The organism is Streptomyces sp. NPDC001415, from assembly GCF_053597395.1.
The window spans coordinates 376,780-394,627 of sequence record NZ_JBSFIE010000001.1; the positions used below are offsets into that span (position 1 = coordinate 376,780).

Sequence of the window (17,848 nt, forward strand, 5' to 3'; positions counted from 1 at the left end):
CGGGACCGCCGCCACCGGGGTCGCGTCGACAGAGGTTCATTAGTTAGGCGTACTATCGATGTCATGTCCGAGCCGAACCACCGCCGACGGATGCTCATCCTGGCGATCTGCTGCATGAGCCTGCTGATCGTCAGCCTCGACAACACCGTCCTCAATGTCGCCCTCCCCTCCATGCAGAAGGACTTCCACGCCGGTGTCTCCGGCCTGCAGTGGACGATCGACGCATACACCCTGGTCCTCGCCTCGCTCCTGATGCTGGCGGGCTCGACCGCCGACCGCATCGGGCGCCGCAAGGTCTTCAAGGCGGGCCTTGTCCTGTTCACCATCGGTTCGGTGCTCTGCTCGCTCGCGCCCGATCTGGGATCCCTGGTGGCCTTCCGGATGGTGCAGGCGGTCGGCGGCTCGATGCTCAACCCCGTCGCGATGTCGATCATCACCAACACGTTCACCGACCCGCGCGAACGCGCCCGCGCCATAGGCGTCTGGGGCGGTGTCGTCGGCATCTCGATGGCCGCGGGCCCGATCATCGGCGGTGTGCTCGTCGAGTCGGTCGGCTGGCGATCGATCTTCTGGCTCAACCTGCCGGTAGGGCTGCTCGCCCTCTTCCTGACCTGGCGCTACGTCCCCGAGTCGCGCGCCCCCAAGCCGCGCCGCCCCGACCCGGTCGGCCAGATGCTGGTCATCGCGCTGCTCGGCTCGCTGACGTACGCGATCATCGAGGTGCCCAGCGCCGGCTGGGACGCGCCGCAGATCCTGGCGTTCGCCGCCATCGCCGTCGCCGCGCTCACCGCCCTCCTGGTGTACGAGCCTCGGCGCGCCGAGGCCCTCATCGACCTGCGCTTCTTTCGCAGCGCCCCGTTCAGCGGCGCCACCGTCATAGCCGTCTCGGCGTTCGCCGCGCTCGGCGGGTTCCTCTTCCTCAACACGCTGTACCTGCAGAACGCCCGCGGTCTGAGCGCCCTGAACGCCGGGCTCTACATGCTGCCCATGGCCGCGCTCACCTTCGTCTGCGCGCCCCTGTCGGGCCGCCTCGTCGGCAGCCGCGGGCCGCGCCTGTCTCTGCTGGTCGCGGGCATCGCGATGGCCGCGAGCGGGCTGCTCTTCGCGGTCTTCGACGCCGAGCGGACCACGGCGCTGCTGTTCGCCGGGTACGTCCTGTTCGGCCTCGGCTTCGGCATGGTGAACGCACCCATCACCAACACCGCGGTCTCCGGAATGCCCCGCTCCCAGGCAGGCGTGGCCGCCGCGGTCGCCTCCACCAGCCGCCAGATCGGCCAGACGCTGGGCGTGGCCGTGATCGGCGCGGTGCTCGCGGGCGGCATGGCGGGCGTCGCGTCCGGCGCGTACGCCGACAGCTTCCCCGGGGCCGCCCGGCCCGCCTGGTGGATCATCACGGGCTGCGGTCTGAGCGTGCTGTGCGTGGGGCTCGCGACCAGCGGGCGGTGGGCGCGGGAGTCGGCACGGCGGACCGCGGAACGTCTGGAGGCGCCGGCCGTTCAGGCCCCGGCGGACGCCAATGCCTGATCGGCGTCCGCCAACTCCTTGAGTTTCTCAAGGCGTTCGCGGGTTTCGTCATCCGTCGGCACGTACATCACCATCCGCGGACCGGCCGACGGCCCGAGCCACAGGTTGGTGTGCTCGACGGACAGCAGGCCGACCTGGGCGTTGCGGAGGTACTTGGTCTTGCCGCCCTGGTTGACCACCTCGTGCCGGGCCCACACCTCGCGGAACTCCTCCGAGGCGCCCGTCAGCCGGGCCAGCAGCGCCTTCCAGGCGGGCTCGGTCAGGTGCTCGGCCATCGAGGCGCGGAACTTGGCGGCCATCACCCGGTTCACCTCGGCGACATCGACCACCGAGGCCCGCCAGTCGGCGTTGGTGAAGGCCAGCCACAGGCAGTTGCGCTCCTCGGGCGCCAGGGCGTCGAGGTCGCAGAGCAGCCGTCCGTAGGTGCTGTTGTACGCGAGGATGTCGTACCGGCTGTTCTGGATGCAGGCCGGGATCGGCCCCAGCTGGTCGAGCATGGCGCGCAGCGCGGGGGTCACGTTCGGGCATGCCGCGTTCGGCGCCGGGTCGAGGGCGCCGGCCAGCGAGAACAGGTGGCTGCGCTCGCTGGCGTCGAGCAGCAGGGCCCGCGCGAGGGCGTCCAGGACCTGCGGGGAGACCTGGATGTCGCGGGCCTGCTCCAGCCAGGTGTACCAGGTGACACCGACAGCGGAGAGCTGCGCGACCTCCTCGCGGCGCAGCCCCGGGGTGCGCCGGCGCCGGCCGGGCGGCAGTCCCACCTGCTCGGGGGTGATGCGCTCGCGGCGGCTGCGCAGGAATTCGGCCAGCTCATGACGGCGGACATCGCTCGCCGGGGCCACAGTGCTCATGGCTTCAGGGTGCCGTACCCGGCGATGCTTGTCAGCCGGTTGGCAGGTAGTGCTTGTACCAGGATAAGAAGACTCTGGTACCAGGCTCACGGGAGGAGGATCGTCTTCCCCGTGAGTGAAACAACGGTACGGACGACCTCCAACCCTTCCACCTCTTCCGCTTCTTCCGCTGCTGTCCCGGTTACCCGCCACGGGGCAGTCATCGGGCCGCTCGGGCTGTTCACGGTACTGCTCGGCGCGGCACTGCCCATGATCGACTTCTTTATCGTCAACGTCGCCCTGCCGTCCATGGACAGCGATCTGGCCGCGGGCCCGGCCCTGCTGGAGCTCGTCGTCGCCGGATACGGCGTCGCCTACGCCGTCCTGCTCGTCCTCGGCGGTCGCCTCGGCGACATGGCCGGCCGGCGCAGGCTCTTCCTGATCGGCATGGCGGCCTTCGGCCTCACCTCGCTCGCCTGCGGCCTCGCGCCGAGCGCCTGGACCCTGGTCGGCGCACGGGTGGCACAGGGTGCCGCGGCCGCGCTGATGATGCCGCAGGTGCTCGCCACCATCCAGGCCACCACCCAGGGCCCGCGCCGCGCCAAGGCCATGAGCCTGTACGGAGCGACCGCCGGCCTCTCCATGGTGGCCGGGCAGATCCTCGGCGGCGTCCTGGTCGCGGCCGACATCGCCGGGTCCGGCTGGCGCTCGGTGTTCCTGGTGAACGTGCCGGTCGTCGTACTGGGCCTGCTCCTGACGGCCCGCACCATGCCGGAGACCCGCTCGGACCGGCCGACCACGATCGACGTGGCGGGCACCCTGCTCCTCGCGCTGTCCCTGATGTCGCTGCTGCTCCCCCTGACCGAGGGGCGAGCCGCGGGCTGGCCGCTGTGGACGTGGGTCTCGCTCGGTGCCTTCCCCTTCGCCGCCGTCGCGTTCTTCCTGGTGGAGCGGCGCGCGGACAGGCTCGGCCGGACGCCGCTCGTGCCGCCGAGCCTGCTCGAAACGGACTCGCTGCGGCGCGGTCTGGCGATGGTGGTGCCGTTCTCGATCGGCTTCAGCGGCTTCATGTTCGTGGTCGCCGTGGTGCTGCAGCAGGGACTGCGGATGGGCCCGGTCGCGGCAGGTCTGGCCCTCGTCCCGATGGCGCTCGCCTTCTTCGCCGCCTCGCTCGCCGGGCCCCGGCTCATCGGCCGCTTCGGCACCCGCGTGGTGACCGCCGGCGGAGTGATCCAGGCGGTCGGCATCGCCCTGATCGTGCTGACCGTGTGGCGCGGCTGGTCGGGCCTCAGTGTCCTCGAACTCGCCCCGGGTGTGGCTCTCGCCGGACTCGGCCAGGGCCTCCAACTCCCGGTCCTCATCCGGCTGATGATCTCCGACATACCGGCCGACCGGGCCGGGGTGGGCAGCGGCGTGGTGGTCACCACCCAACAGTCCGCGATCGCCCTCGGCGTCGCCGTCCTGGGCAGCCTCTTCCTCGCCCTCGCCCCCTCGATGGGCATGCGCGACGCGCTCGTCGTCACGCTCCTCGTCCAGCTCGGCCTGATCGTCCTGACGACTCTGCTGAGCCTGCGACTTCCGCGCGCCATGCGGTGAGCGGGTGAGCCGCCGACGGCGAAGGGCCCGGAACGTCCGACACGTTCCGGGCCCTTCGCCATTCACGGATGTTCCGGATGCCCCGGGTTCCTTGGATACCCCGGGCCTCCCGGATACCCCGGGATCCCCGGGATCCCCGGGATCCCCGGGATCCCCGGGATCCCCGGATCAGCTCTCGCTCGACTCCGTCGTCGCGGGGTTGGCGCGCTCACGCATCTTGCGCAGCAGCTCCTCCTTCTTGTCCACGGCCGCCTTCCGGTCGGCCGCGCTCCCTTGGACGGAGCCCTGGTCCCCGTTGCGGGACACCTTCTTTCGCTGTCCACCGACACCGAGCAGGTTGTTACGACTCTTAGCCATGAGGGCGACGGTACCTGGGTCCCGGGGGTGGGTCGTACCAGTTATTGGGGGCGGGGCGACAGGCGACAGGCGACAAGCGCCCATGGCAGATGTCGGACCATGCCGGATGCCGAGCCCATGGCCGACGTCTGACACCTGGCGCCACCTGACGCCTGATATCTGACGCATGACAGCTGACAGATATTGAAATCTGTCAGCTGTCATGTCATGATGGACGCACACCCCACCACCAAGGAGCCCCTCTCATGCGAACCCGCACCCTCGGCACCACCGGCCCCCGTACCTCCGTGCTCGGCCTCGGCTGCATGGGCATGTCGGCGCTGTACGGAGAAGCCGACCGGGACGAGTCGATCGCCACCATCCATGCCGCGCTCGACGCCGGCGTCACGCTTCTGGACACCGGCGACTTCTACGCCATGGGCCACAACGAGATGCTGATCGGCGAGGCGCTGCGTTCCGCCCCCGCCGCGGCCCGCGAACAGGCGCTGACCAGCGTGAAGTTCGGCGCGCTCCGCGGCCCGGACGGCGCCTGGTTCGGGTACGACGGACGGCCGGCCGCGGTCAAGAACTTCGCCGCCTACTCGCTGCAGCGCCTCGGCGTCGACCACATCGACATCTACCGGATCGCCCGGGTCGACGAGAACGTGCCGATCGAGGAGACCGTCGGCGCCATCGCCGAGCTGGTCCAGGCCGGACACGTACGGCACATCGGGCTTTCCGAGGTCGGCGCGGCCACTCTGCGCCGGGCCGCCGCCGTGGCTCCGATCTCGGACCTCCAGATCGAGTACTCGCTGATCTCGCGCGGCATCGAGGACGAGATCCTGCCGGCCGCGAGCGAGCTGGGCATCGGCATCACGGCGTACGGAGTACTCTCGCGCGGTCTGATCAGCGGGCACTTCTCGCGCGACCGGCAGTTGGCCGCGGGCGACTTCCGGGGCATGAGCCCGCGCTTCCAGGGCGAGAACCTCCAGCACAACCTGGACCTCGTCGAGGCGCTGCGGAAGATCGCCGAGCAGAAGGGCGTCTCGGTCGCGCAGACCGCCATCGCCTGGGTCCTCGCGCAGGGGCCCCGGCACGAGGCGGACATCGTGCCGCTGGTCGGCGCGCGCCGCCGGGACCGGCTGACCGAGGCGCTCGGCGCGCTGGACGTGGAGCTCACCGCCGCCGACCTCGCCGCGATCGAGGCCGCGATCCCGGCCGGCGCGGCCGCGGGCGACCGCTACCCCCAGGCCCAGATGGCGCACCTGGACAGTGAGCACTGAGTCGCAGTGGGCGCTGAGCCCGGGCCGCGCCCCCACACCCCGCACCCCACGCCACACCCCGCGCCCGTGGCCTGTGGCCCGCGGCCTGTGACCTGTGGACAAGTCCGTGACCGGGGTTGTCCACAGGCTCCGTGGGTCCTTCCGAGCGGCAGGTAACGTCATGGGCATGAGTACGGAACCGCTGACCGCCGAGCGCATCCTCGTCGCGACCGAGGAGGTGCTGCGCCGCCACGGCCCGGCGAAGGCGACGGTCGTCGATGTCGCGCGCCAGCTCGGGGTGAGTCACGGCAGTGTGTACCGCCACTTCCGTACGAAGGCCGCGTTGCGCGAGGCGGTCACCGAGCGGTGGCTGAACCGTTCGACGGACCTGTTGCGGGACATCGCGGCCCGCGAGGACCTGGAGTCGGGTGTCGTCCTGAGGCTCTGGCTGAGCGAGCTGTTCCAGGCCAAGATGCACAAGGCGGGCGATGACCCGGAGCTGTTCCAGACGTACGAGGTGCTGCTCCGCGAGAACAGCAGCGTCGTGGAGGAGCACATCGCGGAGCTGGTGGGCCAGCTCACCGCGATCATCCAATTCGGCCTGGAGCGGGGCGAGTTCAGGGTCCCGTACGAGTCGGCGGCGGTCTCGGCGCGAGCCGTGTTCGACGCGACGGGCCGCTTCCACGATCCGGTGTACGCGGCGGAGTGGTCGCGTCCCTCCATCGTGGACGACTTCGGCGCTGTGGTGGACCTGCTGCTGCTGGGGCTGAAGCGTTAGGGCCTGCCGGCGGATCTCGTCCGAGGCGTGCGGCCCTGGCCGACAGCATCAACAGCGGGCCCCGCAGGTCAGTAGCCGGGGTAGCCGACCGTGACCGATCCTGAGCCGCTGGAGACGTCCAGGACCCGGTCGGAGTTGGCATCGCTCAGTTCCTTCTGGATGCTGCGGCCGCCCGATCTCGACCCTCCGGCGACCCGGTAGCGGGCGCCCTGCGGCACGGTGACCGAGACGCTGCCCGATCCGGCGGAGGCCTTGACCCGCCATGGCGCGGCGGTGAATTCGGCGTCCACGGTGCCGGAGCCGGACCGCAAGTCGGCCTCGGACGAGGAGAGTTGGTCCGCTTTGATCTCGCCGGAGCCGACCTTGGCTTTGACCGTGCCCTTGAGCCCGTGCAGTTTCATGCTGCCGGAGCCGCCCTGGACGTCGACCGGGCCGGTCAGATCGCGGACCTTGATCGGGCCGGATCCGCTCTTCACCTTGAGGCTGACGCCGGCGGGGACGGCCAGTTTGAGGTCGACCTGGCAGTTCTGGAGGAACTCGTCGACGAAGCCGTCGCAGCGGGTGCGCACCTTGAGGGTGTCGCCGTCCCAGGTCCGCTCGATTTTCGGCCGTTTCATGGACCAGGTGAGGCTGCCGTTCATCGTCACCTGTCCGGCGGCGCCGGTCATGACGGTGATCTGGGCGGATCCGGCGTCCAGTTCGACGGCCGAGACGGCATGGGGGCGGCCGTTGTCGGGGCTCTCGTACTTGTCGGTCCGGCTGATGGCGTCGGCGACGAGCGAGAAGGTGAACGGGGCCACGACGCCCAGAGCGCCGATGATCGCGACGATGATCCAGGCGGTGCGGTGGCGGGGGCGCTCCTTGGCGCTCCTGGGCGCCTCGCGCTGCTCGGTGGCGGTCATGCCGGTCCGCCGTCCAGGAACCGCAGGACCGCGAGGACCCGGCGGTGGTCGCCGTCGGCGACGGGCAGGTCGAGCTTGGCGAAGATGTTGTTGATGTGTTTGGCCACCGCGCTCTCGCTGACGACGAGTTCGGCGGCGATCCCGGCGTTGGAGCGGCCTTCCGCCATGAGCGCGAGGACGTCGCGTTCGCGCGGGGTGAGCCGTTCCAGCGGGTCGGGCCCGCCGCCGCGGCGCAGCAGGAGCTGGGCGACGACCTGCGGGTCGAGCGCGGTGCCGCCGGACGCGACGCGTTTGAGGGCGTCGACGAACTCCTCGACGTCGGCGACCCGTTGCTTGAGGAGGTAGCCGATGCCGCCGGTCTGGGTGGCGAGCAGGTCGGCGGCGTACCGCTCCTCGACGTACTGCGAGAGCAGCAACACGGCGGTGTCCGGCCACTGCTGACGGATCATCAGGGCGGCGCGTACGCCCTCGTCGGTGAAGCCGGGTGGCATCCGGACGTCGACGAGTGCCAGTTTCGGCCGGTGTTCCTCGACGGCCCGCAGCAGGCCCTCGGCGTCTCCGGCCTCGGCGGCGACTTCGAATCCGGCCATTTCCAGGACCTTGACGAGTCCTATCCGCAGCAGCACCGAATCCTCGGCGATCACAGCCCGCACGGCAGCTCCACAGTGATGACGGTCGGGCCCCCGTGGGGGCTGTTGATCCTGATGGTTCCGTCGACCGACCCTACGCGCTTGCGCAGGCCCAGCAGTCCGGTGCCGCCCGCCGGGTCGGCGCCGCCCACGCCGTTGTCGCTGACGGTGATCGTCAGGAGTTGGGCGCGGCGGCGGACCTGGACGGAGCAGCGCGTCGCACGGGCGTGCTTGGCGACGTTGGCGAGGGTTTCGGAGACGACGAAGTAGGCGACGGCCTCGACCGTGGGCGAGGGGCGTTCGGCGAGGTCCACGGTGAGTTCGACGGGGAAGGGGGCGCGGGCGGCGATGCCGGAGATCGCGGCGTCCAGGCCGCGGTCCTCCAGGACGGCCGGGTGCAGGCCCCGTACGAGGTTGCTGAGTTCCTCGATGGCTTCCTTGGCCTCGCGGTGGGCCTCGTCGATGACAGCCCTCGCTTCGGGCGGCAGGTCGGTGAGGGTGGCGCGGGCGATGCCGAGGTTCATGGCGAGGGAGACCAGGCGCTGTTGGGCACCGTCGTGCAGGTCGCGTTCGATGCGGCGGCGCTCCAGGTCGGCGGCGTCCAGGATGTCGGCCCGGCTCTCGGCGAGGTCCTCGACGCGGCGTTCGAGTTCCTTGGCCCGGTTGGGGCCGAGCAGGACGGTCGCCGCGCGGCTGTCGAGTCCGGCGACGAGGGCGGCGAACCAGGGCATGGCGATGAGCAGCAGGACGCCGAGGACAGTGATAGCGACATAGGCCTCGGTCCAGCCGGTGGGCTGGTCGTTGACGGGCAGTGCCCACACCCAGGAGTAGACGAAGGTGCAGGCGGCCGCCGAGGCCCAGCCGAGCACGACCAGGGTGCCGCCGACCGCGGTGAGCGGGGAGACCAGCAGGTGGTAGCCGTACTGCCGCCAGGTCGATTCGGCGCGCAGCCGCGGGAGGAGGCCGCCCCAGCGGTACCAGGGGCGGGCCCACTGGATCGGCGGGATGTCGAGGCCCGTCAGCGACCAGAAGCGGCTGCGCTGGAGCCGGGTGAGCAGCGGGTTCAGGAGCAGCACGAAGCCGAGCGTCTTGAGGATGTGCCCGGGGTTGGAGAACGTGTACGCGAGGGCGAACACCGCGGGGACCGCCACCGGTACGGATGCCACCACGAGGGCGGTGTTGCGCCAGGCCCACGCCGACCACGGCGCGTGCGCGGCGGTCCAGTCGTACGCACGCCGCAGCGGGCCGGGAGTTGCCATGTCCACAGCGTAGTTGGGCTGGTCACGGGCTTTCCATCACGCTGCTGCCCGGTCGGGGGTGTAGCCAGCACCACCCCCGGTTCGGACAGCCGCGTTACTGACCGGAGGGGCTCGGGACGCGAGTCTTGTTGCTGTGCTCGGGCGGAGGGACCGCCGGGCCGGAAGGAGCCCGCCGCCATGACTCTCGTCGCCCCTCAGGTCCGTACGAGCCGTACGCCCCGTACTGTCGTGGGCGCTGCGGGAGTTCTGGGCCGTCGGCCGCGTCTGGCGACCGTCCTGACGGGGGCGGGGATGGCGCTGGTGCCGTGGATGGTGGTGCTCGCCAAGACGCTGCCGCAGACCACGGAGGTCTCCAACTGGTCGACGGCGTGGATCGGCCTGGACGCCGTGCTGGCGGCGGGCCTGACCGGTACCGGGGTCCTCCTGAAGCGGAAGGACCCCCGGGCCTCCCAGCTCGCCGCGGCGACGGCGGCGCTGCTGGTGATGGACGCCTGGTTCGACGTGACGACGGCGGCCCCCGGCGACCTTGCGACGTCCCTGACCCTGGCGTTGGCGGCGGAGCTGCCGATGGCGGTGGCGTGCGGGGTGGTCGCACTGCGCAAGCCGTGACTCCCGTACTGGGCAAGGCGGAAGCCCCGGGTTCCTGGCGGAGGAACCCGGGGCTTCGTCATGCCGCCAAGGGGCGCGGGGAACTGCGCGACCAGCCACGCACGGTCCGCAGGCGACAAACAGGGGGCTGGGGGCGGAGCCCCCAGGAGTAAGCCCCCTGCCTAGCAGCCCAGCAGCCTGCTGCCGAGGTACTGCTGGATCTGGTCCAGGGAGACCCGCTCCTGGGCCATGGTGTCCCGCTCGCGAACGGTGACCGCGTTGTCGTCGAGGGTGTCGAAGTCGACGGTCACGCAGAACGGGGTGCCGATCTCGTCCTGGCGGCGGTAGCGGCGGCCGATCGCGCCCGCGTCGTCGAACTCGATGTTCCAGTTCTGCCGCAGGTCCGCCGCGAGGCCCTTGGCCTTCGGGGAGAGCTGCGGGTTGCGGGACAGCGGCAGGACGGCGACCTTGACGGGAGCCAGGCGCGGGTCGAGGCGCATCACGGCGCGCTTCTCCATGACGCCCTTGGCGTTGGGCGCCTCGTCCTCGTTGTAGGCGTCGAGCAGGAACGCCAGCATCGCGCGGCCGACACCGGCCGCGGGCTCGATGACGTACGGCGTCCAGCGCTCGCCGGCCTCCTGGTCGAAGTAGGAGAGGTCGTGGCCGGATGCCTTGGAGTGGGCGCTCAGGTCGTAGTCGGTGCGGTTGGCGACGCCCTCCAGCTCGCCCCACTCGCTGCCGCCGAAGCTGAAGCGGTACTCGATGTCGGCGGTGCGCTTGGAGTAGTGGGAGAGCTTCTCCGCGGGGTGCTCGTACCAGCGCATGTTCTCTTCACGCAGGCCGAGGCCCGTGTACCAGTTCCAGCGCTGCTCCATCCAGTATTCCTGCCACTGCTCGTCCTCGCCGGGCTTGACGAAGAACTCCATCTCCATCTGCTCGAACTCGCGGGTGCGGAAGATGAAGTTGCCCGGCGTGATCTCGTTGCGGAAGGACTTGCCCATCTGCGCGATGCCGAACGGCGGCTTCTTGCGGGAAGTCTGCTGGACCTGGCCGAAGTTGGTGAAGATGCCCTGGGCGGTCTCGGGGCGCAGGTAGGCGACCGAGCCGGTGTCCTGGGTCGGGCCGAGGTGGGTGGAGAGCAGGCCCGAGAAGCTCTTGGGCTCGGTGAAGGTGCCCTTGTTGCCGCAGTTGGGGCAGTTGAGGTCGGCGAGGCCGTTGGCGGGGGCCTTGCCGTGCTTCTCCTCGTACGCCTCTTCGAGGTGGTCCGCGCGGAAGCGCTTGTGGCAGGAGGTGCACTCGGTGAGCGGGTCGGTGAAGGTCGCGACGTGGCCGGAGGCCTCCCAGACCTCGGAGGCCAGGATCACCGACGAGTCGATGCCGACGACGTCCTCGCGCGAGGTGACCATGTAGCGCCACCACTGGCGCTTCAGGTTCTCCTTCAGCTCGACACCCAGCGGCCCGTAGTCCCAGGCGGCACGCTGACCACCGTAGATCTCGCTGCACGGGTAGACGAAGCCACGGCGCTTGCTCAGGTTGACGATGGTGTCGATCTTGTCGGCGGCCACGGTGCTCTCTTCATTAACGACGACGTGAACGGGGGAACGGCGAATGCCTCAGATTAGCGGCGGCCGCACCCCCTCTATCAAATCGGTTACCGCGCGGGGCCCGCGCACGGCCCCTCGCGGAAGGCCACCGGTCCCGATTATTGACAACCGTTTCCATTTTTGTTGAAAATGGATGTCATGAACGTACGACGCCTCATACCCGCGGCCGCCCTCTCCTGCGCCGCCGCCCTCGGTCTCACGGCCCTCACCGCCTGCGGATCGGGTTCGGCCGCCGCGGGCGGGAAGGGCGGCAAGCTGGACGTGGTGGCGTCGTTCTACCCGTTGCAGTTCCTGACCGAGCAGATAGGCGGCGACCACGTCTCGGTCTCCACGCTGACGAAGCCGGGCGTGGAGCCGCACGACCTGGAGATCAGCGCCAAGCAGACCGCGAAGCTCAACGACGCCGACGCGGTGGTCTACCTCAAGGGCCTGCAGCCCGCCGTGGACGCGGCCGTCAAGCAGGCCGACGTCAAGACCAAGGTGGACGCCTCCACGCTCACCGCGATGGAGAAGCACGGCAACGAGGTGGGCGGGCACGCCGCCGAGCACGACCACGCGGCCGGCGAGGAGGAGCACGCCGACCACGGCCACAGCCACTCCGAGAGCGGCGACGACCCGCACATCTGGCTGGACCCGGTGAAATACGCCGAGGTCGCCAAGGGCGTCGGCGCGGCCCTGGCGAAGGCCGACCCGGCCCACGCGGCGGACTACCGGAAGAACACCGACACCCTGGTGGGCAAGCTCGACGGCCTCGACAAGGAGTACGCGGCCGCGCTGAAGAACAGCAAGACCCTGAAGTCGCGGGTCTTCATCACCACCCACGCCGCCTTCGGCTACCTCGCCGAGCGCTACGGGCTGACCGAGGAGGCCATCAACGGCCTCGACCCGGACTCCGAGCCCAGCCCGGCGCGGATCAAGGACCTCCAGAAGATGGCGAAGGCCGACGGGGTCACGACCGTCTTCTACGAGACGCTGGTCAGCGACAAGACCGCCAAGACCCTGGCGTCGGACGCCTCACTGAAGACTGATGTACTCGACCCTCTTGAGGGCATCACCGACAAGTCGAAGGGCACCGACTACTTCTCGGTGATGCGGTCCAACCTGACCGCCCTGACGACGGCGCTCGGCGCCAAGTGACCATCCGCCCACCCGCTTTGGAGGCACCCGCCATGGAGCCCGTCATATCGCTCACCAAGGTGACGGCCGAGCTCGGCTCGCGCCCCGTGCTGCGCGGCATCGACCTGGCCGTGCACCGCGGCGAGGTCGTGGCCCTGCTCGGCGCGAACGGCTCGGGCAAGTCCACCGCGATCCGGACGATCATCGGGCAGGTGCCGCTCAGCGGCGGCTCGGTGGAGATCTTCGGCACCCCGCGCCGGCGCTTCCGCGACTGGGGGCGGGTCGGCTACGTACCGCAGCGCACGACCGCGGCGGGCGGGGTGCCCGCCACGATCCGCGAGGTCGTCTCCTCCGGGCGCCTTTCGCGCACCCGCTTCGGGATCCTGCGCAGGGCGGACCGCGAGGCCGTCGACCGGGCGATCGCGGCCGTCGGCCTCGCCGACCGGGCGAAGGACTCCGTGGACGCGCTCTCCGGCGGCCAGCACCAACGCGTCCTGATAGCAAGGGCGTTGGCGGCCGAACCGGAACTCCTGATCATGGACGAGCCGATGGCGGGCGTCGACATCGAGAGCCAGGAGATCCTCGCGGCGACCCTGCGCGAGCAGGTCGCCGCGGGCGCCTCGGTCCTCCTCGTGCTGCACGAACTGGGCCCCCTTGAGCCGCTGATCGACCGGGCGGTCGTGCTGCGCGACGGATGCGTCGCGCACGACGGCCCGCCGCCGAGGGCGGTCGGCCAGCACGCGCTGCCCGGCCACGACCACGTACATCCGCACACGGCCGCCGAGCCGGTACGCACGGGACTGCTGACCTGACCATGATGGAACTCCTCAACTCACCCTTCATGCAACGGGCGTTGATCGCCGCCGTGCTCGTCGGGATCACCGCGCCCGCCGTCGGGATCTACCTGGTCCAGCGCCGCCAGGCGCTGATGGGCGACGGCATCGGCCACGTGGCGATGACCGGCGTCGGCCTGGGTTTCCTCCTCTCCACCTCCCCCGTGTGGATGGCGACGCTGATCTCCGTACTCGGCGCGGTCACCATGGAACTGATCCGCTGGTACGGCAAGACGCGCGGCGACATCGCGCTCGCGATGCTGTTCTACGGCGGCATGGCGGGCGGCGTGCTCTTCATCAACCTCGCGCCGGGCGGCTCGACGGCCAACCTGAACTCCTACCTCTTCGGCTCCCTGTCGACGGTCTCCCAGTCCGACGTGTGGGCCATCGGCCTCCTGGCGGCGTTCGTCCTCGCGGTGACCGTCGGCCTGCGCCGCCAGCTCTTCGCGGTCAGCCAGGACGAGGAGTTCGCACGTGTGACGGGTCTTCCGGTACGCGCCCTGAACCTCCTGACGGCGGTCACGGCGGCGGTCACGGTGACGGTGGCCATGCGTGTGGTCGGCCTGCTCCTGGTCTCCGCCCTGATGGTGGTGCCGGTCGCGGCCGCCCAGCAGCTGTCCCGCAGCTTCGCCCTGACCTTCGCGATCGCGGTGGCGATCGGGGTGACGGTGACGCTGAGCGGCACGGTGGTCACGTACTACGAGGACGTGCCGCCGGGCGCGGTCATCGTCCTGTTCACGATCGCGATCTTCATCGTCCTGACGGCGCTCGCGACGCCGCTCGCCAAGCGGCGGGCCCGGGCCGGGGCGGCCGCACCGACCGAGGGCGAGTGCGGGCTCGACGTGCCCGCCCCGGCAAAGCCTCAGGCCGGCGAGGTCACGGCCTGAGCCGGAGCTGGCACAATGGCCCCAGGAGAGTTTGTACGGGTCAAGGCTTGGAGGCACCTGTGACGACAGCGCCACTCGGCGGGTCGAATACCGCCCCCGTACGAGGCCGGTCGACCCGGCAGCGTGCCGCGGTGGCGGCGGCGCTGGACGAGGTGGACGAGTTCCGCAGCGCACAGGAACTGCACGACATGCTCAAGCACCGGGGCGACTCGGTGGGCCTGACCACCGTCTACCGCACCCTGCAGTCCCTCGCGGACGCGGGCGAGGTGGACGTGCTGCGCACCAGCGACGGGGAGTCGGTGTACCGGCGCTGCTCCTCGGAAGACCACCACCATCACCTCGTGTGCCGGGTGTGCGGCAAGGCGGTCGAGGTCGAGGGCCCGGCGGTGGAGAAGTGGGCGGAGTCGATCGCGTCGGCGCACGGGTATGTGAACGTGGCGCATACGGTGGAGATCTTCGGCACGTGCGAGGCGTGCGCCAACCCGGGGAACTCGTAAGGGGCCTCCCCTTCCACCCCCTCGGGGCTCCGCCCCCGGCCCCCTGAGAGCCTGTGTCTAAACCCCGTCCGGATCAGGCCGCGGTGTCTGGTGCGTGCGATCGCAAGGCGCCGGAAGGTCCTCGATGGGGGTACCCCCTGGTCTTCAAGACCTTGGGGGAGGAGCTACTAGGGCGTTTCGGCAACGCGGCATGGGGGTCCCCCCTGGCCCTTAAGGCCTTGGGGGAGTGCGTGCCAGACACCGCGGGCCCGGGCGGGGTTTAGACACAGGCTCTGAGCGTGGCGGTTCGACTGCGGGCCGCCGGTACGTGATTGCGCAGTTCCCCGCGCCTCTGGCGGGGTTGATCCTTGGCAGGGTGCCCATGCAGGCATACCCAGCCTGTCCGGCGTTTGAGGACGAGCGCCCTTTAGGCGCGATACGGGGTCTGGGGCGGAGCCCCAGGAAACGAACCTTCCCCCTCCCCACCCCCCGGAGGGTCTAGGGAAGGGGCGGGGTGGGGGAAGGGCCCGGGGTCACCCCCGGGGCGCGTCGCCGCTCTTGTCGAGCGCGGCCAGCGCCTCGTTCGGGATGGCTCCCCCGAAACGGCGGTCGCGGGAGGCGAACTCCAGGCAGGCCCGCCACAGGTCGCGCCGGTCGAAGTCGGGCCACAGCACGTCCTGGAAGACCATCTCGGCGTAACTGGACTGCCAGATCAGGTAGTTGGAGGTGCGCTGCTCGCCGCTGGGCCGCAGGAACAGGTCGACGTCCGGCATGTCGGGGTAGTACAGGTACTTGGCGAAGGTCTTCTCGTTGACCTTCGACGGGTCGAGCTTCCCGGCGGCGACATCGCGTGCGATGGCCTGCGCGGCGTCCGCGACCTCCGCCCGGCCGCCGTAGTTGACGCAGAAGTACAGCGTCATGGCGTCGTTGTCGACGGTCTGCTCCTGGGCGACCTGGAGCTCCTGGACGACGGACTTCCACATCTTGGGCATGCGGCCGACCCAGCGGATGCGGATGCCGAGCTCGTTCATCTCGTCGCGGCGGCGCCGGATGACGTCGCGGTTGAAGTTCATCAGGAAGCGGACCTCTTCGGGCGAGCGCTTCCAGTTCTCGGTCGAGAAGGCGTACAGGGAGAGGTTCTTGACGCCCATCTCCAGGCAGCCCTTGAGCACGTCGAGGACGACGCCCTCGCCGACCTTGTGGCCCTCGGTGCGGGGCAGGCCGCGCTCCTTGGCCCAGCGGCCGTTGCCGTCCATGACGCAGGCGACGTGGTTGGGCACCAGCTCGGCCGGGATCTTCGGCGGCACCGCGCCCGAGGGGTGCGGCTCGGGGGTCTTGTAATCACGCCGCGACCGCCCGCCCAGGATTCCGCGTACTGCCATGTGGAGCTCTCTCCCTAGATGCTCTGATGCTGCTCGGTGCTGCTCAGTTCTTCTCTACGTACCGCAAGGAGCGCAGGCCGCGCTCCAAGTGCCAGTGCAGATAGGCCGATACGAGCCCGCTGCCCTCCCGCACATGCCTCGGCTCACTCGCGTCCGCCGTCTCCCAGTCCCCCGTGAGCAGCGCGCTGAGCAGTCCGATGGCCTCCGCAGAGGGTACGACGCTGCCGGGTACGCGGCAGTCACCGCATATGACGCCGCCGCCCGCGACGGAGAAGAACCGGTTCGGGCCGTGGATGCCGCATTTCGCGCAATCCTCGAAACTCGGGGCGTATCCGTTCACGGCGAGCGAGCGCAGCAGGAAGGCGTCGAGGATGAGGTGCGGGGCGTGCTCGCCGCGGGCGAGCGTGCGCAGCCCGCCCACCAGGAGCAGGTACTGCTGGACGGCCGGCTCGCCCTCGTGGTCGGTGAACCGTTCGGCCGTCTCCAGCATGGCGGTGCCCGCGGTGTACCGGGCGTAGTCGGTGACGATGCCGCCACCGTAGGGAGCGATGGTCTCACTCTGGGTGCACAAGGGGAGCCCGCGGCCGACGAGTTCGCTGCCGCGGGCGAAGAACTGCACGTCGACGTGGCTGAACGGTTCGAGCCGGGCCCCGAACTTCGACTTGGTCCGCCGCACACCGCGGGCGACCGCCCGCACCCTGCCGTGGTTGCGGGTGAGCAGCGTGATGATGCGGTCGGCTTCCCCCAGCTTCTGGGTGCGCAGCACGATGCCGTCATCACGGAACAGACTCATGCGGCCATTGTCCTGCACGGGGTGCCTTGTGCGGCGTGCGGGCCCGGATCGGCACGAGTAGCGGTACTCACGCCGCGGGTGCGGTCCGATTTCTGGTCGGTGGAGCACCCGGTCACCGGTCAGTGGCACGGATCACCCCAGGCAGGCCCTTCCCTTGCCGCTCAAGCGGTCCGGGCATTCCGGGTGCCCACCTGTGGGCCGGTTCACGGGGATTCCACAGAGGGATGGGGCACCATTGCGCGAGCAGGGCCCTCTTCTCCTGTGACTGAACCCTTCGCCTCCCCTGGACGGACCGGAATGCCGCTGCCCACGACCGGTCGCCGTGCCCGCACGGCGGTCTGCGCGTTCGCCGTGCTGGCGCTCGCGGGGTGTTCGGCGGGCGAGGGTGTGCGGGACGACGGGCCGGCTGCTTCGCCCTCCGCTTCGGTGAGCGCGTCCCCGCTGTGGCCCGACCACACCGCCCCCGTCACGCCCACCAAGCCGGGCCAGGGCTTCCACGCGCGCGGGCCCGTGCCGGGGGTGACCGTGCCCGACGGGGATCTCACGCGGGTCGCCGGGGTGCGGCTGCTCGCCGCGGACCCGGCGACCGACCGTGCGGTGCAGACCGGCCTCAAGGAGTGCCCGGACGGCTCCTCGTGCCGGCTGCGGCCACCCGCGTACGCCGATCTCACGGGTGACGGGCAGCGTGAACTCGTCCTCGCCTACGACGACTTGGGCCGCACCATCCTCTGGGTCTACACCGCGGTGGGCGAGCAGGCCCACGCCGTTCTGGAGTACGCGGGGCGGCCCGGCACGAGCGCCGCGACGCTCGGCGGCGATCTGGTCGTCACCGAGCCCGCGGGCGGCCGCAACCGTGAGTCCGACACCACCCTGCGCTGGAACGGTACCGAGCTCGCCCCGCTCCCGGCCGCCTCGGATCCCGCCAAGGGCGCCTCCAGGTCCCGGCCCTCCGAGGACTCCCTGATCAAACCGGTCGACGGCACCGACGCACCCGGGCAGGGCTGAGCCCCGCGCAGGCCCGGGCGCCGCCCCGGTCAGGGCTCAGCCCCCGGCCTC

18 protein-coding genes are annotated in these 17,848 nt (G+C 70.5%); 10 read left to right on the forward strand and 8 right to left on the reverse strand.

Going from position 1 to position 17,848, the window contains the following annotated elements:
• The first annotated feature begins 63 nt into the window (after positions 1 to 63).
• On the forward strand, positions 64 to 1,524 hold the full coding sequence (locus tag ACWC2B_RS01660; protein WP_450714415.1) for an MFS transporter: 1,461 nt from the start codon (positions 64 to 66) through the stop codon (positions 1,522 to 1,524).
• Here ACWC2B_RS01660 and ACWC2B_RS01665 read toward each other — a convergent pair.
• The gene (locus tag ACWC2B_RS01665; RefSeq protein WP_450714416.1) at positions 1,497 to 2,372 is read right to left on the reverse strand and encodes an MmyB family transcriptional regulator; all 876 of its coding nucleotides are present in this window, start codon (positions 2,370 to 2,372) and stop codon (positions 1,497 to 1,499) included. The two genes, ACWC2B_RS01660 and ACWC2B_RS01665, sit on opposite strands and share 28 nt — an antisense overlap.
• 111 nt (positions 2,373 to 2,483) lie before the next feature.
• Between ACWC2B_RS01665 and ACWC2B_RS01670 the strand changes: the two genes are divergently transcribed.
• Positions 2,484 to 3,947 carry an MFS transporter gene (locus ACWC2B_RS01670; protein WP_450714417.1) on the forward strand — a complete coding sequence of 488 codons (1,464 nt, stop codon included), beginning with the start codon at positions 2,484 to 2,486 and terminating at the stop codon, positions 3,945 to 3,947.
• Positions 3,948 to 4,115: 168 nt separating this feature from the next.
• On the opposite strand, the gene ACWC2B_RS01675 is transcribed toward ACWC2B_RS01670, so the two are convergent.
• A complete protein-coding gene (locus tag ACWC2B_RS01675; protein ID WP_053727546.1) occupies positions 4,116 to 4,304 on the reverse strand; it encodes a DUF6243 family protein in 189 nt (62 codons plus the stop codon).
• Between the two features lie 245 nt (positions 4,305 to 4,549).
• Between ACWC2B_RS01675 and ACWC2B_RS01680 the strand changes: the two genes are divergently transcribed.
• Positions 4,550 to 5,566 carry an aldo/keto reductase gene (locus tag ACWC2B_RS01680; RefSeq protein WP_450714418.1) on the forward strand — a complete coding sequence of 339 codons (1,017 nt, stop codon included), beginning with the start codon at positions 4,550 to 4,552 and terminating at the stop codon, positions 5,564 to 5,566.
• 160 nt (positions 5,567 to 5,726) lie between these two features.
• The gene (locus ACWC2B_RS01685; RefSeq protein ID WP_450714419.1) at positions 5,727 to 6,323 is read left to right on the forward strand and encodes a TetR family transcriptional regulator; all 597 of its coding nucleotides are present in this window, start codon (positions 5,727 to 5,729) and stop codon (positions 6,321 to 6,323) included.
• A gap of 68 nt (positions 6,324 to 6,391) precedes the next feature.
• On the opposite strand, the gene ACWC2B_RS01690 is transcribed toward ACWC2B_RS01685, so the two are convergent.
• Genes ACWC2B_RS01690 through ACWC2B_RS01700 form a run of 3 tightly spaced genes read right to left on the reverse strand, consistent with a single transcriptional unit; the run spans position 6,392 to position 9,113 of the window.
• Positions 6,392 to 7,225, reverse strand: coding sequence for a DUF4097 family beta strand repeat-containing protein (locus ACWC2B_RS01690; RefSeq protein WP_450714420.1), 834 nt, complete (start codon positions 7,223 to 7,225; stop codon positions 6,392 to 6,394).
• Entirely contained in the window at positions 7,222 to 7,878 is a 657-nt protein-coding gene (locus ACWC2B_RS01695) for a response regulator (RefSeq protein ID WP_450714421.1), read from the reverse strand. The genes ACWC2B_RS01690 and ACWC2B_RS01695 overlap by 4 nt, the downstream gene beginning before the upstream one ends.
• Positions 7,866 to 9,113: a histidine kinase gene (locus tag ACWC2B_RS01700; protein ID WP_450714422.1), complete on the reverse strand. Its 1,248-nt coding sequence runs from the start codon at positions 9,111 to 9,113 to the stop codon at positions 7,866 to 7,868. The genes ACWC2B_RS01695 and ACWC2B_RS01700 overlap by 13 nt, the downstream gene beginning before the upstream one ends.
• 177 nt (positions 9,114 to 9,290) lie before the next feature.
• Here ACWC2B_RS01700 and ACWC2B_RS01705 point away from each other — a divergent pair, with 177 nt between their 5' ends.
• Positions 9,291 to 9,722, forward strand: a complete 432-nt coding sequence (locus ACWC2B_RS01705; protein ID WP_450714423.1) for a hypothetical protein — start codon at positions 9,291 to 9,293, stop codon at positions 9,720 to 9,722.
• Positions 9,723 to 9,883: 161 nt separating this feature from the next.
• Here the strand turns inward: ACWC2B_RS01705 and ACWC2B_RS01710 are convergent, their stop codons facing one another.
• Positions 9,884 to 11,266: a glycine--tRNA ligase gene (locus tag ACWC2B_RS01710; RefSeq protein ID WP_450714424.1), complete on the reverse strand. Its 1,383-nt coding sequence runs from the start codon at positions 11,264 to 11,266 to the stop codon at positions 9,884 to 9,886.
• Between the two features lie 177 nt (positions 11,267 to 11,443).
• Between ACWC2B_RS01710 and ACWC2B_RS01715 the strand changes: the two genes are divergently transcribed.
• From ACWC2B_RS01715 to ACWC2B_RS01730, 4 genes are read left to right on the forward strand one after another with little or no spacing between them, the layout of a single operon-like run.
• On the forward strand, positions 11,444 to 12,442 hold the full coding sequence (locus ACWC2B_RS01715) for a metal ABC transporter substrate-binding protein (RefSeq protein WP_450714425.1): 999 nt from the start codon (positions 11,444 to 11,446) through the stop codon (positions 12,440 to 12,442).
• 32 nt (positions 12,443 to 12,474) lie between these two features.
• Positions 12,475 to 13,233, forward strand: a complete 759-nt coding sequence (locus tag ACWC2B_RS01720) for a metal ABC transporter ATP-binding protein (protein WP_450714426.1) — start codon at positions 12,475 to 12,477, stop codon at positions 13,231 to 13,233.
• A gap of 5 nt (positions 13,234 to 13,238) precedes the next feature.
• The gene (locus tag ACWC2B_RS01725; RefSeq protein WP_450714543.1) at positions 13,239 to 14,141 is read left to right on the forward strand and encodes a metal ABC transporter permease; all 903 of its coding nucleotides are present in this window, start codon (positions 13,239 to 13,241) and stop codon (positions 14,139 to 14,141) included.
• 59 nt (positions 14,142 to 14,200) lie between these two features.
• The gene (locus ACWC2B_RS01730; RefSeq protein WP_450714427.1) at positions 14,201 to 14,638 is read left to right on the forward strand and encodes a Fur family transcriptional regulator; all 438 of its coding nucleotides are present in this window, start codon (positions 14,201 to 14,203) and stop codon (positions 14,636 to 14,638) included.
• A 512-nt stretch (positions 14,639 to 15,150) separates the two neighbouring features.
• On the opposite strand, the gene ACWC2B_RS01735 is transcribed toward ACWC2B_RS01730, so the two are convergent.
• Both ACWC2B_RS01735 and recO read right to left on the reverse strand, forming a co-directional pair.
• The gene (locus ACWC2B_RS01735) at positions 15,151 to 15,999 is read right to left on the reverse strand and encodes an isoprenyl transferase (protein ID WP_450714428.1); all 849 of its coding nucleotides are present in this window, start codon (positions 15,997 to 15,999) and stop codon (positions 15,151 to 15,153) included.
• 43 nt (positions 16,000 to 16,042) lie between these two features.
• Positions 16,043 to 16,792 (reverse strand): DNA repair protein RecO, encoded by a 750-nt coding sequence (gene recO / locus ACWC2B_RS01740; RefSeq protein WP_450714429.1) that lies wholly within the window; start codon positions 16,790 to 16,792, stop codon positions 16,043 to 16,045.
• 297 nt (positions 16,793 to 17,089) lie between these two features.
• Between recO and ACWC2B_RS01745 the strand changes: the two genes are divergently transcribed.
• The gene (locus ACWC2B_RS01745) at positions 17,090 to 17,797 is read left to right on the forward strand and encodes a hypothetical protein (RefSeq protein ID WP_450714430.1); all 708 of its coding nucleotides are present in this window, start codon (positions 17,090 to 17,092) and stop codon (positions 17,795 to 17,797) included.
• Positions 17,798 to 17,848: the final 51 nt, after the last annotated feature.